General features: G+C 54.9%; 13 protein-coding genes. 10 read left to right on the forward strand and 3 right to left on the reverse strand.

Annotated elements, in window-relative coordinates; all coding sequences use genetic code 11:
* Positions 1 to 420: 420 nt before the first annotated feature.
* A complete protein-coding gene (locus MFP24_RS19605) occupies positions 421 to 1332 on the reverse strand; it encodes a DUF808 family protein (protein WP_249231953.1) in 912 nt (303 codons plus the stop codon).
* 280 nt (positions 1333 to 1612) lie between these two features.
* Between MFP24_RS19605 and dalD the strand changes: the two genes are divergently transcribed.
* From dalD to MFP24_RS19620, 3 genes are all read left to right on the forward strand, one after another.
* Positions 1613 to 3028 carry a D-arabinitol 4-dehydrogenase gene (gene dalD / locus MFP24_RS19610; protein ID WP_249231954.1) on the forward strand — a complete coding sequence of 472 codons (1416 nt, stop codon included), beginning with the start codon at positions 1613 to 1615 and terminating at the stop codon, positions 3026 to 3028.
* The gene (locus MFP24_RS19615; RefSeq protein WP_249231955.1) at positions 3025 to 3447 is read left to right on the forward strand and encodes a SemiSWEET family sugar transporter; all 423 of its coding nucleotides are present in this window, start codon (positions 3025 to 3027) and stop codon (positions 3445 to 3447) included. The genes dalD and MFP24_RS19615 overlap by 4 nt, the downstream gene beginning before the upstream one ends.
* Positions 3448 to 3578: 131 nt before the next feature.
* Positions 3579 to 4019: a hypothetical protein gene (locus tag MFP24_RS19620; RefSeq protein ID WP_249231956.1), complete on the forward strand. Its 441-nt coding sequence runs from the start codon at positions 3579 to 3581 to the stop codon at positions 4017 to 4019.
* 73 nt (positions 4020 to 4092) lie between these two features.
* On the opposite strand, the gene dbpA is transcribed toward MFP24_RS19620, so the two are convergent.
* A complete protein-coding gene (dbpA, locus tag MFP24_RS19625) occupies positions 4093 to 5475 on the reverse strand; it encodes an ATP-dependent RNA helicase DbpA (RefSeq protein ID WP_249231957.1) in 1383 nt (460 codons plus the stop codon).
* A 419-nt stretch (positions 5476 to 5894) separates the two neighbouring features.
* On the opposite strand from dbpA, the gene ypdK reads away from it, so the two are divergent.
* A complete protein-coding gene (gene ypdK, locus MFP24_RS24285; RefSeq protein WP_369750665.1) occupies positions 5895 to 5954 on the forward strand; it encodes a membrane protein YpdK in 60 nt (19 codons plus the stop codon).
* A gap of 114 nt (positions 5955 to 6068) precedes the next feature.
* Here the strand turns inward: ypdK and MFP24_RS19630 are convergent, their stop codons facing one another.
* The gene (locus MFP24_RS19630) at positions 6069 to 6881 is read right to left on the reverse strand and encodes a prepilin peptidase (RefSeq protein ID WP_249231958.1); all 813 of its coding nucleotides are present in this window, start codon (positions 6879 to 6881) and stop codon (positions 6069 to 6071) included.
* Between the two features lie 433 nt (positions 6882 to 7314).
* Between MFP24_RS19630 and MFP24_RS19635 the strand changes: the two genes are divergently transcribed.
* The 6 genes from MFP24_RS19635 to MFP24_RS19660 all read left to right on the forward strand — a co-directional run bounded on the left by MFP24_RS19635 (position 7315) and on the right by MFP24_RS19660 (position 14288).
* Complete coding sequence (locus tag MFP24_RS19635; protein ID WP_249231959.1) at positions 7315 to 8904, forward strand: FGGY-family carbohydrate kinase; 1590 nt, start codon at positions 7315 to 7317, stop codon at positions 8902 to 8904.
* 195 nt (positions 8905 to 9099) lie between these two features.
* Entirely contained in the window at positions 9100 to 10758 is a 1659-nt protein-coding gene (locus MFP24_RS19640) for a signal transduction protein (RefSeq protein ID WP_249231960.1), read from the forward strand.
* Positions 10758 to 11702, forward strand: coding sequence for a dihydrodipicolinate synthase family protein (locus MFP24_RS19645; RefSeq protein ID WP_249231961.1), 945 nt, complete (start codon positions 10758 to 10760; stop codon positions 11700 to 11702). The genes MFP24_RS19640 and MFP24_RS19645 overlap by 1 nt, the downstream gene beginning before the upstream one ends.
* 12 nt (positions 11703 to 11714) lie before the next feature.
* The gene (locus MFP24_RS19650) at positions 11715 to 12758 is read left to right on the forward strand and encodes a sialidase family protein (protein ID WP_249231962.1); all 1044 of its coding nucleotides are present in this window, start codon (positions 11715 to 11717) and stop codon (positions 12756 to 12758) included.
* Positions 12759 to 12800: 42 nt separating this feature from the next.
* Entirely contained in the window at positions 12801 to 13778 is a 978-nt protein-coding gene (locus tag MFP24_RS19655; protein WP_249231963.1) for a tripartite tricarboxylate transporter substrate binding protein, read from the forward strand.
* Between the two features lie 48 nt (positions 13779 to 13826).
* Entirely contained in the window at positions 13827 to 14288 is a 462-nt protein-coding gene (locus MFP24_RS19660) for a tripartite tricarboxylate transporter TctB family protein (RefSeq protein WP_249231964.1), read from the forward strand.
* The last annotated feature ends 11 nt before the right edge of the window (positions 14289 to 14299 follow it).

Raw genomic sequence — 14299 nt, forward strand, 5'->3', positions numbered from 1 at the left:
ATTTATGCCCTGCTTTTCAATATGGAATCAAACAAAGAAGCCATAAAAAAACATACCGATATTCCATTGTAAAATGAGAAAAAAAACTATCTATAGCCAATTTATCTCTAGACTGGGACTCTCAAAGGAGGGATAAAGACGGCGGGGATTTATCTGTTTTTATCGGCTTATTTTGCCGCTGCGCCATATTCAAACCGCTTTAAAAAACATAAGCATGGCTAATAAAACCTCAGGATAAAAATAAAAATTCAGTAATTACAATACGATTAATATAAACGTTCGCGGCGGTTAATTAATATTTTTCCGCCGGAAGGTTAACGTTATTTTAAAGGCAAGTTTCTTTCAATCAGGCGATAAATAAACACCAGAGCAGATGCTATTCCGCTCTGATGTTGCTCCCGGCATGACGGGACGCCTAACTTATTTCTTACCGCGTAAACGGGATATCACCGTTACCGCAAACAGTACGACGGCGCCGACGATAAAACCGATAATCAGGTTGGCCAGGTTGTCCGTCAGCACCGCGCCAAAGCCGCCGAACTTCTCCCCTATATTGGTAACGGCGTGATGCAGCAGCGGCCAACCGTGAACCACAATGCCGCCGCCGACCAAAAACATCGCCAGCGTCCCGACGACGGAAAGGATTTTCATCAGCCAGGGCGCCGCCACCAGCAGCGCGCCCCCCACCTTTTGCGCCACGAAGGACGCCCGCTGTTCCAGCCACAGACCCAGGTCGTCCAGCTTGACGATACCGGCCACAATGCCGTATACGCCGACGGTCACCAGAATGGCGATACCGGACAGGACGAGAACCTGATTGAGCAGCGGCGATTCCGACACAATGCCCAGCGTAATCGCCACAATCTCGGCCGAAAGGATAAAATCGGTACGTATCGCCCCTTTCACCTTGTCGTCTTCGTAGCCCGCGGTGTCGGCGGACTGCGCCGCCGCCAGTAATCGCTGCTGGCGGGCCTCCGGCGTCTTTTCCGCTTTATCCTGATGCAGGCTGTGCATCACCTTTTCCACCCCCTCATAGCAGAGGAAGGCGCCGCCGATCATCAGCAAAGGAGTAATCGCCCAGGGGATAAACGCGCTGATCAGCAACGCCACCGGCACCAGAAACAGCTTGTTAAGAAAGGAACCTTTAGCTACCCGCCACACCACCGGTAATTCACGGTTCGCCTTGACGCCGCTTACCTGCTGGGCATTCAGGGAGAGGTCGTCCCCCAATACCCCGGCGGTTTTTTTAACCGCCATTTTTCCCATTACCGCAATATCATCAAGCAACGTGGCAATATCATCCAGCAGCGTGAGTAAACTTGCTCCAGCCAAAGTGTTGTTCCTTATTCCAGTTCATTATGTCGACAGTGGGGACAGTCCCGTATTTCAGCATTCAGCATAGACGTAATTGCCGCAGAATCCTACTCGCCGCGCACGGCACACTTTGGCGCCGCCAAGATTTGCCGACCGGGCGTTGCGCCGCGGCGCGAACCGTTTAAAAAACAGACTATTTATCTTTTAACCAATTAATAATAAAGGTGTTTTTATTATCACCGTAAAAATGATAGCCTTAAAGTTGGATAAATAACCTCCAACGGAGTAAGGATAAGGTTTGTCTGTATCGAAAAAAAACGCGTCAACCTGGCTGCACCTCGGGGCAGGTGCCTTCTTCCGAGCGCATCAGGCCTGGTATCTCAACCGGCTGCGACAAACGGGAGACAACCACTGGCACATGGCATTGTGCAACATCCGCAACAGCCCCACGCAAGAAACCCTGCGACAGCTTAAGGCCCAGAACGGCCGCTACACGCTCGAAACCGTCTCTCCCGAGGGAGAACGCCGCTATGAAACCATCGACGTGGTGGACCAGATCCTGCTGTGGGACAGCCGTCTCGCCTCAACCGTCGCCGTAGGCGCCGACCCGGACACAAAAATTATTTCTTTCACCGTTACCGAAGGGGGATATTTCCTGGATGACGACGATCATCTTGAGCTATCCCACCCCGCCGTACGCGCCGACCTTAATGATGAAGGTGAAATAAATACTTTATACGGGGCTCTGACGCTGATCCTGACCGCTCGCCAGCAGCAGCAAAGCGGTCCGGTTACCCTGCTCTGCTGCGATAATCTGCGGCAGAACGGCGACTGTTTTACTCAGGGAATGCGGGAATTTCTGGCAGCGAAACGGCGTCCCGACCTGATTGCCTGGATGGCGGAACAGACCAGCGCACCGAACAGCATGGTCGATCGCATCACCCCGAAATTCGACGATGCGCTTTATACCCGGCTACGGCGGCAGGGCATTGTCGATGATGCGGTTCCCCTCTCCTGCGAAAGTTTTACCCGCTGGGTGATAGAGGATCGTTTCGCCGGCGAGCGCCCCGCCCTCGAACGGGCGGGCGTCGAGTTTGTCGACGACGTTACGCCGGTCGAAGAGGCGAAAATTCGGCTGCTCAACGCCAGCCACAGCGGCATCGCCTGGGCCGGGGCATTACAGGACCGACGCTATATCGACGAAAGCCTGCCCCGGCACGTAACGAACTGGATCCGCGATTATATCCTGCAGGACGTCAGCCCCGCGCTGCAACAGCGCGGCGTCGTTCTCGATCTGCCGGCCGAATGCGACGGCGTATTGGCCCGTTTTGGTAATCGCGGGGTGCGCGATACCGTCGCTCGCGTGTCATCCGACAGCATCGCCAAACTGCATGGTTTTATCGTCCCCACCTTAAAAGATGGCTATCGCCAAGGGAAAATACCGCAGGCGACGCTGCGTCTGCCAGCGCTGTTCTTTCTTTTTATGCAGCGCCATCACCGTGGAGAACTGCCGTTCAGCTACCAGGATCGCGCCATCGACACCCTGGATGTGCAACGTATTTTCAGCGCCGATGACCCGCTGGCCGCCTTTGCCGACCAGTCCGTTCTGTTCGGCTCGGTGCGTCGTCAAAAAGCGTTTACCGAACATCTGCGCGCGGCCGTTGACGAGGTTCAGACCACGCTCCATGCGTCACCCGAGGGGAAAATAAGATGAAAAAACATTTGCTGATCGTGCTGGGGACGGTCGCCGCCGCCGCACTGTCGATACTGACGTTCTATCGGTTGCCGATAGCGCTGGGAACGCTGGCCGCATGGGTCACCACCGGCTCCTTCTTCTTGCAGGTCGTGCACATTATTCGTAATAAAGATACCACCGGCATCTCGCTCGGCATGTACGCGGCGCTGTTCTTCGGCGTTTCCTGCTGGACCGCCTACGGCTTCAAGGTACAGGATGTGCCGGTCATGGCGGCCAACGGCATTACGACGCTGCTGGCCATGACGGTGATCGTATTGAAGCTCTACAACGAGCGGGAGGTAAAGGTAGAGCGCCATGCCCCCCGCACGGCGAAGAAAGCCGTATCGCCCACCTACTATATGCCGGTAATCGGCTCGCTTAAAAGCAAGCGACTGTGAATCAATAATTTGCCTGTTGCGGCATTAGGCCGCAGCAGGCAAATTAAGACTTAACCGAGCATGCCGGCCATGCTGATCGGCGGCCGTTGCTGCTATACTCGATTTTTCACTTTTTCATCAGGTTACCCTTAATGCGCTATCTATTTCCCCTGCTGTTATCGCTGGCGGCCGTGAGTTGCAGTACGTCACAGCCCAGACTAAATGATATTCGGTCCGTTCCCCCCAGCCGCCTGATGCTGTATCAGAACACCCCGACCACGCCCTATGCGACGCTGGTGATCGTGCGGGATAAAGGCTGGCTGGCGGGCACCTGCCGCATCGGCGTGGTGATCGATAATGAATTCGCCGGCTCCATCGCCTCTGCGGAGAAAGCCGAGTTCCGGATACCCGTAGGGCAGCATACTGTGAGTCTGGGACAGGATGGCTATTATAATAACGCCTGCGTCTGGCGCGATACCTCAGGCAGTCAGACGCCGTTCCTGAAAGCCGGAGAAACCCGCTTCTTACGCATCAGCGGCAACACCGGGGAGGGCTTTACCCTGCAACCCACCGCGGACTTCGCCGCGCAGTAACCGTCGGCAGGATGGGAATTGCCCTGCTTTGCGTAGCTGACAGGGCAATAGGGAACAGAGGTGATTGCTCGGCTTACTTCAGCAGCCGCACCTTGCAGCTTTTTCCCTTGATTTTCCCCTGCTGCAGTTGCTGCAGCGCCCGTTTGGCGCTGGCTTTGCGGATAGCGACATAGGCGTGAAGCGGGAACATATCGATTTTACCGACCTCCGCCGCCGTTAGTCCGGCCTCTCCGGTCAGGGCGCCGAGAATATCCCCCGGGCGGATTTTGGCTTTCCGACCGCCGTCGATACACAGCGTCGCCATTTCCGGCTCCAGCGGGGTCGCCGCGCCGCGACCGATCTCCGCCGCCGGCGTCCAGCTAATGCGGATCCCCAGATAATCCTCTATCAGATGGGCGCGGCTCATTTCCTGCGGAGTACACAGGCTTACGGCCAACCCTTCCATCCCCGCGCGGCCGGTTCTGCCGATGCGGTGCACGTGCACTTCGGGGTCGAAGGCCAGCTCGAAATTCACCACCAGTTGCAGATCCTTGATATCCAGACCGCGGGCGGCGACGTCGGTGGCCACCAGCACACGGCAGCTGCGATTGGCAAAACGCACCAGTACCTGATCGCGATCGCGCTGTTCCAGATCGCCGTGCAGCGCCAGCACGCTTATGCCGCGCGCATCCAGCGCGTCGAACACGCTCTGACAGTCGCGCTTGGTGTTGCAGAACACCACGCAGGAAGCGGGCTGGTAGTGGCTCAGCAGGTCAATCAGCAGCGGCACGCGTCGATCTTTGTCGGTTTCATAAAAATGCTGTTCGATGGCGGGCTCATCCCCATCGTCGGCGACTTCGAAATTCACCGGCCGGCGCTGCACGCGCGCGCTGATTTGCTCAATCTCCGGCGGATAGGTGGCGGAAAACAGCAGCGTCTGACGGTCGGACGGCGCATAGCCAATCACGTCATCAATGGCTTCGGTAAAGCCCATATCCAGCATCCGATCGGCCTCATCCAGCACCAGCACTTTCAGAGCCTCCAGCGACAGCGAACGCCGGCGCAGGTGATCCTGAATACGCCCCGGCGTACCCACCACGATATGCGGAGCATGCACCAGCGAGTCGATTTGATGCCCCATCGGCTGCCCGCCGCACAGGGTCAGGATCTTGATATTCTGCGCAAAACGCGCCAGACGGCGCAGCTCCTTACTTACCTGATCCGCCAGTTCCCGCGTCGGACACAGCACCAGCGCCTGGGTAGTAAACTCCCCGACCACGATGTGATTAAGCAAACCGATGCCGAAGGCGGCCGTTTTGCCGCTGCCGGTTTTCGCCCTGGCGCGCACATCGGCGCCGCTCAGGATGGCCGGCAACGCCGCCGCCTGCACCGGCGTCATGGCGCTATAGCCCAGTTCATTAAGGTTGGATAACTGCCCGGCCAGCAGCGCGAGGGAGGAAAAAGAGGTTGTGCTCACAGTGATTACTCTATTATTACCAAAGGCAACATGACGAAAGGCGACGCCAGATACAGCGAACGGCGCGTGATTTTGCCGCAATAATAACAGAGATAACCGCCATTGCCCGATTTACCTGAGGAAGGGTGGTGAAATCGCCCGCGGACCGCCAAATGCCGGCAATAAAACCCCAACGCTTTTTAATGCTATTTCAGTAAATATAGTGCCTGAGACCACTTGAATTATGCCCCCTACTCGGCGTAGATTTAGCGCCGATCCCGTTATGATCGGAGCGTGCTCCGGTGATGACAATGGGAAGCTGTTTTCCCTGCTGCGAACCGGCAACCGGTGTAAACATTTTCCTTCCATAATAAAACGCACAATCGGGATCGTTGCTGGCGTGGTTTCTGCTGGAGAATATATCGGTGAAATATTTTTTTATGGGTATCTCATTTTGTCTGGTTGTCTGGGCGAGTACGTTTATGCTGATGGTGGAATAACCATCGACCATTTGCCCGACAGACACTAATCCGCAGGGCAGGAAGCTAACCAAAGAAATAATTAAGCAGGCTGACGGGGTTACTCCGTCAGCCTATTTTTATGGCCGCCATTATCTACAACAGAACCATCGCCCCCAGCGCCAGCCAGGGCCCAAACGCCAGCGGCCGGTCGGCCCTTTCCCGCCGCAGCCTGCGCCACAACAGCGTAACCACCAACCCGCCCAGCGCGGCGATCAGCAGCAGGCTGGGCAGCGCCCGCCATCCCAGCCAGCCGCCCAGCGCGGCCAGCAGCTTAAAATCGCCGTAGCCCAGCGCCTCTTTGCCGCGGAGAAGTTTAACGCCCCAATACGGCAGCCACAGAGACAGGTAGCCCGCAACCGCCCCCACGACCGCCTCATCCAGCGGAACAAAGGTTGCGGAGAGATTAAACAGCAGTCCCAGCCACAAGAGCGGCAACGTCAGACTGTCCGGCAGCAGCTGCGTTTCGCCATCAATCGCCGCCAGCGCCAGCAGAAAGGAGCACAGCACCAACCGCCCCCATAGCGCGTCTCCCGGCGGATATTGCATTCCCGCCGTCAGGAACCCCAGCGCGGCGAGGAACTCGACCAGCGGATATCGCCCGCAAACCGACCGCCGGCAACAGCGCGCTCGCCCACGCAGCCACAGCCAGCTGAACAGCGGGATGTTGTCTTTCAGCGCAATCTGCCGCCGGCAGTGCAGGCAGCGCGAAGGCGGCCAACACAGGTTGAAACCTGGCTCCGCCCCGGACGCCGGCATCCCCAGATATACCCGCGCCTCACGTTGCCAGCGGCGTTCCAGCATGATTGGCAGACGGTAAATAACCACATTCAGAAAACTGCCGACCATCAGCCCGGACAATGCCAGCGCGCCGAGCCACCATGCGGGAAATCCTTCAGCAAAGATCATTAACCATTCCACGTCTAGCCCCAACCATCGCTAAAATCTGAATCAACCGATGCTGACACACTCAGAAAACCACGCCAACGCCCGCGTTTAGCACGATTATGTCACTGCGAACCGCCGCGCAATAATGACGGCAACACTCCAAACGCAGAGCATTAACCTGCGCAGTAAAACGCGACGTTAGCCCTCGTCAACGCATTGCAACGGCAGTTTGTTGCCGGGCGCCTGCGCCACGACAGAGACATCCAGCGCCGGCACAGCGTATTGCTGCTCCGGCGCCATCATGCCGTAATAGATCGGATAATATTAATTCATTGTTATTTAAATTGATTATTTTTCGAACAGCGATCAAGTTCACAAACCCAGCGTAAACCCGTTGTCTCTTTCGCTTGCTTAAAATAGATTGCTAACTCGAGTTAGCAAAAGAGATGACGCGATGAGAGATGAATGTTTTATTGGTGTGGACGTTGGGTCGGCCAGTGTCAGGTCAGGCGTTTTTGACCGTAACGGTCAGCGTCTTGCCTTTACGGTACGCCCGATAAAGCAGTTCCATCCGCGAGTGAATGTGGTGGAACAATCGTCCGTCGAAATTTGGCAAGCCGTCTGTGACACGATTAAAGAAGCCGTGACGTTATCCGGCGTTGCGTCGGAGCAAATTCGTTCAATCGGGTTTGACGCGACCTGCTCGCTGGTCGTGGTGGGACAGAATGGCCGTCCCATCTCGGTTTCTGAACAAGGTGAAACTGAACGCGACATCATCATGTGGATGGATCATCGAGCGGATAGCGAAACCGCCGCGATCAACGCGACGGGCGATGACGCGCTGCGCTATGTCGGCGGCGAGGTCGGTATCGAGATGGAACTGCCGAAAATCATGTGGCTTAAGCGGCACTTTCCGGAACGCTATCAACAGGCATGGCGCTTATTCGATCTGGCTGACTATCTGGTGTGGAAAGCAACGGGCGCAGATGTGGCCAGCGTGTGTACGCTGACTTGCAAATGGAACTATTTGGCGCACGAAAACCGCTTCAGCGCATCTCTGCTCAACGCCGTTGGTTTAACCGACCTGCCTGCCAAAATTCCTGCCCACATTCTCAATCTTGGTGAAAAAGCCGGCTATCTTCAGGAACAGGTTGCTCGCCAGTGCGGGTTAACGCCACAAGTCGTGGTTGCCAGCGGCATCATTGACGCCCATGCCGGCGGGTTAGCGCTGATCGGCCAGCAACCGAAGGGAAGCCTGGCTCTGATTAGCGGAACGTCCAACTGCCATATGCTGGTGAGCCGTGAACCCGTCATGGTGCCGGGCGTATGGGGGCCCTACTGGAGCGCCATGTTGCCGCAGTGGTGGCTGAACGAAGGCGGGCAAAGCGCGGCGGGCGCGCTGGTTGACTGGACGTTGCGTCAGCATAGCTGCTGGCTGCCCTTGCAGCAGGAAGCGGAGAAACAAGGGTGCAGTCCTTATACGTTGCTGAATCAATGGGTTGATTCGCTTGAGCAAAGGGAATCGCACCCCACGCGGCATTTACACGTGTTGGCCGATCATCATGGCAACCGTTCGCCACGGGCTAACCCTCACGCCCGCGGTGCGGTTTTAGGCCTGACGTTGGAACAAGGACCCGACTCGCTGGCCCGGCTTTATCTCGCTACATTGCAGGCGATTGCCTATGGCACCCGCCACATTATCGACAGCCTCAATGAGGCAGGTCATCACATTCACAGACTGGTGTTATGCGGAGGGGCAACCAAAAATCCTCTATGGCTACGTGAGTACGCCAACATTACCGGCTGTGACATTCATCAGGTAAGAGAAGACGATGCCGTGACTTTAGGAGCCGCGTTACTCGGCGCCGTCGCCTGCGGCGAATATGACTCGTTGCCCGAAGCCGCCGCCGCGCTGGCGCACCCAGGGAAGCTCGTGAAAGCAGACAAGACGCAGCAGGATTTCCACAACGCGAAATACCGCGTTTATCTACAGATGTATCAGGACATCCAGTTTGCGCAACAACAGATGCAATATCCATTTTGAATATTTCCGGCAGGTTTCGACGTGCGGGATAACCGCAATCGACCAAACGGATGGATAAATAAAGCCGATCAAATAGCAGGAAAACGAACCGGCGCCTGAAAGATGACAAGGTCAGTGTTTCTGGATGAATCGCTATTACACGGCCGATTGTACTCAAACAGAGTATGAACATTCATTTTAAACCAGGAGAAAAACATGCTGAAACTCACGCTCCCGCCGCCTCCGGCGACGATCACGACCGCCCGGAACGAAGTTCTGCTGGTCACTAACGCGGATTTACGCGAATCGGCAAACCTCACCTGTTGGCCCACGCAACAGCAGTTTGAAACCCGCTTACAGACCGCGCTGGAACAACTCGGCTACCGGATGAAACGGGCCCATGCCTTTGATAAACAACGCGGACACGGCTTTATCAGCAGTCAGAAAGAAGGCAGTGATTTATTTGCCGCTATTCACCCGGAAGCGCCGATTATTGTGCTGCTCACCGCCTGGCAGTACTCCCACCATATCGCGCCATCACTGGTGCACCATCGGGGGCCCATCCTCTTGCTGGCCAATTTCGACGGCACCTGGCCAGGTTTGGTCGGCATGTTGTGCATGGCCGGCAGTCTGACCAGTCTGGGCCGTCCGTTTTCGCGGTTGTGGTCCGAGAGCTTTGAAGATGAGCCCTTTTTACAGGGATTGAACACGTGGCTGCGCGATGGCGCGGTAAATCATAAAACCCGCTACCTGCGCGATATCCCGCCGACACATGAAGTGATGTCCAGCAAGGCAGGGGAAATCGGCCGGCAGGTCGGCCAGTATATTCTGCAGCACAAGGCGATTGTCGGGCTGTTTGATCCGTTTTGCATGGGGATGATTAACGGCGTCTTCCCACAACAGGCAATGATCAATACGGGTATCCCGGTTGAGTCGCTGTCGCAATCGGCCCTGCTGGTTGAGATGGCGAAAGTCCCCCTTTCGTTACGGGAAGATTGCCTGCAATGGTATCAACAGCGAGGAATGCAATTCCAGTTTGGTGATGATGGTCGTCAGCATTTAACCCGGGAACAAGTGCTGGAGCAATGCGCCATGATGATCGCTATGGCGCGCTTTGTGAAACGTTTTGGTTTAAGCGCCGTCGGCGTTCAATACCAGCAAGGGCTAAAAGATTGCTGCGCCGCCTCTGATTTTGCCGAAGGCGCTATCGGAAATGCGCAGCGTTTCCCCATTCCCGATGAAAACGGCGAGATTATCTGGCCCGATCGCGCCATTCCTTGCGTTAACGAAGTCGACATGGGCAGCGCCATCCCGCAGGTGATGCTGTGGCGGTTATTACAGGCGCTGGATATGCCGGCGGAAACCACGTTGCATGATATTCGCTGGGGTAGCGAATATCAGGGAACCTTCTATTGGGATCTGGAGATTTCCGGCGCGGTGCCGTTCTCCCACCTGAAAAACGGCATTGCCGGCGCGACCGGATATCGTCAACCCGCGATGTTTTTCCCTTATGGCGGATCAACCATTGCCGGTCAAGGGAAAGCCGGACGCTTTATCTGGGCGCGGGCGCATTACGAGGGCGTTCAGGTGGTGATGCATATCGGCACCGGCACGGCCGCGGAGTTGCCGGAAGCGGAGTTCGAACGCCGCCGCCGCGCCACCAACTACGAATGGCCGCTGCTGAATGCGGTGCTGGATGGCGTCACCCGCGACGATTTAATGGCCGGGCATCAGAGTAACCACCTGACCGTCGCTTACGTCGAAGAAGCCGCGTTGCCCGAAGTGCTCAAAGCCTTTGTCGCTCAGGCACTGACGCAGAATATCCGGGTCCGTCTTGCCGGTGATGCTTATACCACGCTCATAGAGGCAGAATAATGTCCGGTCCGCATGAAGCACAACATAAATACGTGGGCGTCTGGCCGGTAATGCTGACGCCTTTTAACGCGCAGCGCGAAATCGACTATGACTCGCTCGAACGGCTGGTGGAATGGTATCTGGCGTCTGGCGTACATGGGCTATTCGCCGCCTGTCAGTCCAGTGAAATGTTTTTTCTCAGCGATAAGGAAACACAGGAACTGGTTCGCTTTATCGTCCGGCAGGTGGGCGGAAGAGTGCCGATAGTCGCATCAGGGCATACCGCCTGCGGCATAAGCCAACAGGTCGAACAGCTCAGCGCCATTGCTGAGACCGGCGTTGACGGCTTGATTCTGATCAGCAATCGTCTTGCTCTGGCCGGAGAATCGGATCAACAGACGCTGCTATCACTACAGCAAATTACCGCACAGCTGCCGGCACAGGTTGATTTGGGCATTTACGAATGTCCCTATCCGTATAAGCGCCTGTTGTCCGATGAAATGGTCGCCTGGTGTGCCGCAAGCCAACGTTACACCTTTATAAAAGACACCTGCTGCGATTTGCCCGCCATTCAACGACGGCTGCAACTCGCGCAAGGCAGCCGCCTGCATTTGGCCAACGCCAACAGCCAGACGCTATTGGCGTCATTCCAGGCCGGGTGTCAGGCCTACAGCGGCATCATGGCGAACTTCCATCCGCAACTGTATGTGTGGCTATACGAAAACTGGCGTAGTCAGCCACAAAAAGCACAGGCATTGTCCGATTATCTGTCGACCGCAGCGTTAGTCGAATATTTGGATTATCCGGTCTGCGCCAAATTTTTTCAGCAACAGCAAGGTAATCTTACGACGCATGTTTGTCGGGTTCGCAATGGCGCCGCCTACAGCGCTGGCTTTTTCCCTGAAACCATCAACAGCATGATGCGTCTTGGGGAATCGCTCCAGCAAAATTTAACGCTGTCATAGTGGGTTAAACGCATGAGACTAACAGGTGAACTACGGGAAAATCTGATGCCGGCCGAGCATGGCTATTTCGATAACTGCCACGCATCCACACTGATTGCGTTGCCGAATAGCCAACTATTGGCCGCCTGGTTTGCCGGGCATAAGGAAGGAAGCGGGGATACGGCCATCTGGCTGTCGCGGCGTCAACAGAACCAGTGGTCCGAGCCTCAACGTGTCGTCGCGCAGGACAATCTGGCGCACTGGAACCCGGTACTACACCGGCAGGATGGCCGTATCTGGCTGTTCTATAAGGTGGGGCCTGATGTACACCAGTGGACGACCCGGGTTGTGACCTCGGACGATGACGGCGTAAGCTGGTCATCCCCGCAACCGTTGGTTGCGGGCGATCGCCGGCCTCGCGGCCCGGTGAAAAACAAATTGCTGGTGATGTCCAATAGCCAATGGCTGGCGCCGGCCTCCGTTGAAGACGATCGTTATTGGGACGCCTTCGTTGATATCACGGACGACGGGAAACAGTGGCAGTCCGTCGCCATTCCCCTGACACACCAGATGCCCGCAGACTGCACTCAAGACCAGCTATGGCAAGGTTTGCAGCAAGACGCGCTATGGGAAAACGATTTGTCTCGCGTCTTCCAGTGGGATGGCGTAATTCAGCCTACCGCGTGGGAGTCGTCTCCCGGACAGATTCATCTTTTGATGCGCAGTACGCGTGGCCGCATCTATCGTAGTGACTCAATGGACTTCGGTCAACGCTGGACGGAGGCTTATCCTATTGAATTACCGAATAATAACAGCGGCATTGATGTCGTGCATTTGGGCGAAGGAAAGCTGGTGCTGGTCTATAACCCGATACCGGGCAACTGGAACCGGCGCTACCCTTTGTCGGTAGCCTATTCAACGAATAATGGCCTCACCTGGGAAAAACACAGTGATTTAGAAAGTGAAACCGGCGAGTTTTCCTACCCTGCGATTATTGCTGAGCGGGAAAACATTCATATCACCTATACCTGGAACCGTAAAAACATTATCTATCAGCGAATGTCTTTTTTGCCGTAATAACGTACTTGATCCAACCCTACATATTAAAAGGATAAGACGATGAAGAAGTATTTACTTTTATTATTAGCATCAGCATTCCCCCTCTGTAGCAATCAGGCTCTGGCAGAGCAAACCATCTCCTATGCAAAAAAAAATATTGAAGTCGTCATACCCAAAAATCCCGGCGGCGGTACGGATACTTCGGCGCGAACATTAATTGAATATGCCAAAGATCGGTTACCGAAAGGGGTTATTTTTGTTCCAGTCAATAAACCCGCCGGAAATGGCATTACCGGATTAATTGAGGTCGCCAGAGCCAAACCTGACGGTTATAAACTGGTCATGACCACGGTGGAATTAGCCATGTTTCCCTATCAAAATAAATCACCGGTCACTTATAAAGACTTCACGCCGTTAGTCACGACTATTGCCGATCCGGTTGCTATCGTGGTCAAGGCCGATTCAGGCTACAACACGCTGGAAGAATTCATTGACGCGGCAAAACAACAGCCAGGCAAATTCAAGGTCGGCAATTCCGGCATGGGCGCCATTTACCATCTTGCCGCGGTAAATGTCGAAAAAAACACGGGCACCAAATTTAACCACATTCCTTACAACGAAGGCACCGGCCCTTCTATCGCCGCCCTGGTCGGCGGACATATTGATGCCGTCTTCACCACGCCCGGCGCGGTAAAATCTCAGGTTGATGCCGGTATTCTACGTGCGCTGGGCGTCATGGATGAAAAACGCTTTGAATTATTCCCGGATGTTCCCACCGTTAAAGAAGCCCTCAATCTGGACTTCAACGTGAAAATGCGCGCCTGGGCCGTGTTGGCGACAACCGCAAAAGTTCCATCTGAGGTGACTGACCAGTTAGTCAAGGCGTTTACCGACGTGATCAACGATCCGTCCTATCAGGATGCGGTCAAAAAACAAGGGATTATGCCTGTTAACATCGTCGGTCCGGATGCTTATAAGATGATGCAGGAAGATGATGAGATGTATAAACAACTCATTGCCGACACATTAAAAAAATAATTGCACACCGGCTCCTGCTGACGCCTGTCAGCAGGAGGGAGAATATCTATGCGCAAGTTTAATATCCTCATCGGTTTAATTTCCGTAGGTATGGGCGGATTGATTTTGCTCCTGTCGAAAGATATGTCGATGTTTGATGAATATGGTGTACCAGGGGAAAGATTTTGGCCCTACGGTCTGGCATGGTTATTTATTGGACTAGGCATTCTTCAATGGGCCGTGGTCATCAAAGATCGTCTGTCAACCGATAAGCCCGTGGATTTGTCTTCCAAATTTGTCCGGTTAACCTATATCCTAAGCGCCATCGCCGTCGTATACGGCATTGCTCTTTACTGGGCCGGTTTTATTCTGTCCGCAATAATCTTTATTCCGATCACCATGCTGTTTATGAATGAACGTCGGATAGGGTATATCGCGCTATCAACCATCTTAATTGTGGCTGCGGTTTATCTCTCTTTCACCTATTTGTTCAATTCGCCTTTACCAACATCAGTTTTCAGCGAATCCTGAAAAGGGGATAA

Source organism: Brenneria tiliae (assembly GCF_023347575.1).
In the GTDB taxonomy this organism is placed as follows: domain Bacteria; phylum Pseudomonadota; class Gammaproteobacteria; order Enterobacterales; family Enterobacteriaceae; genus Brenneria; species Brenneria corticis.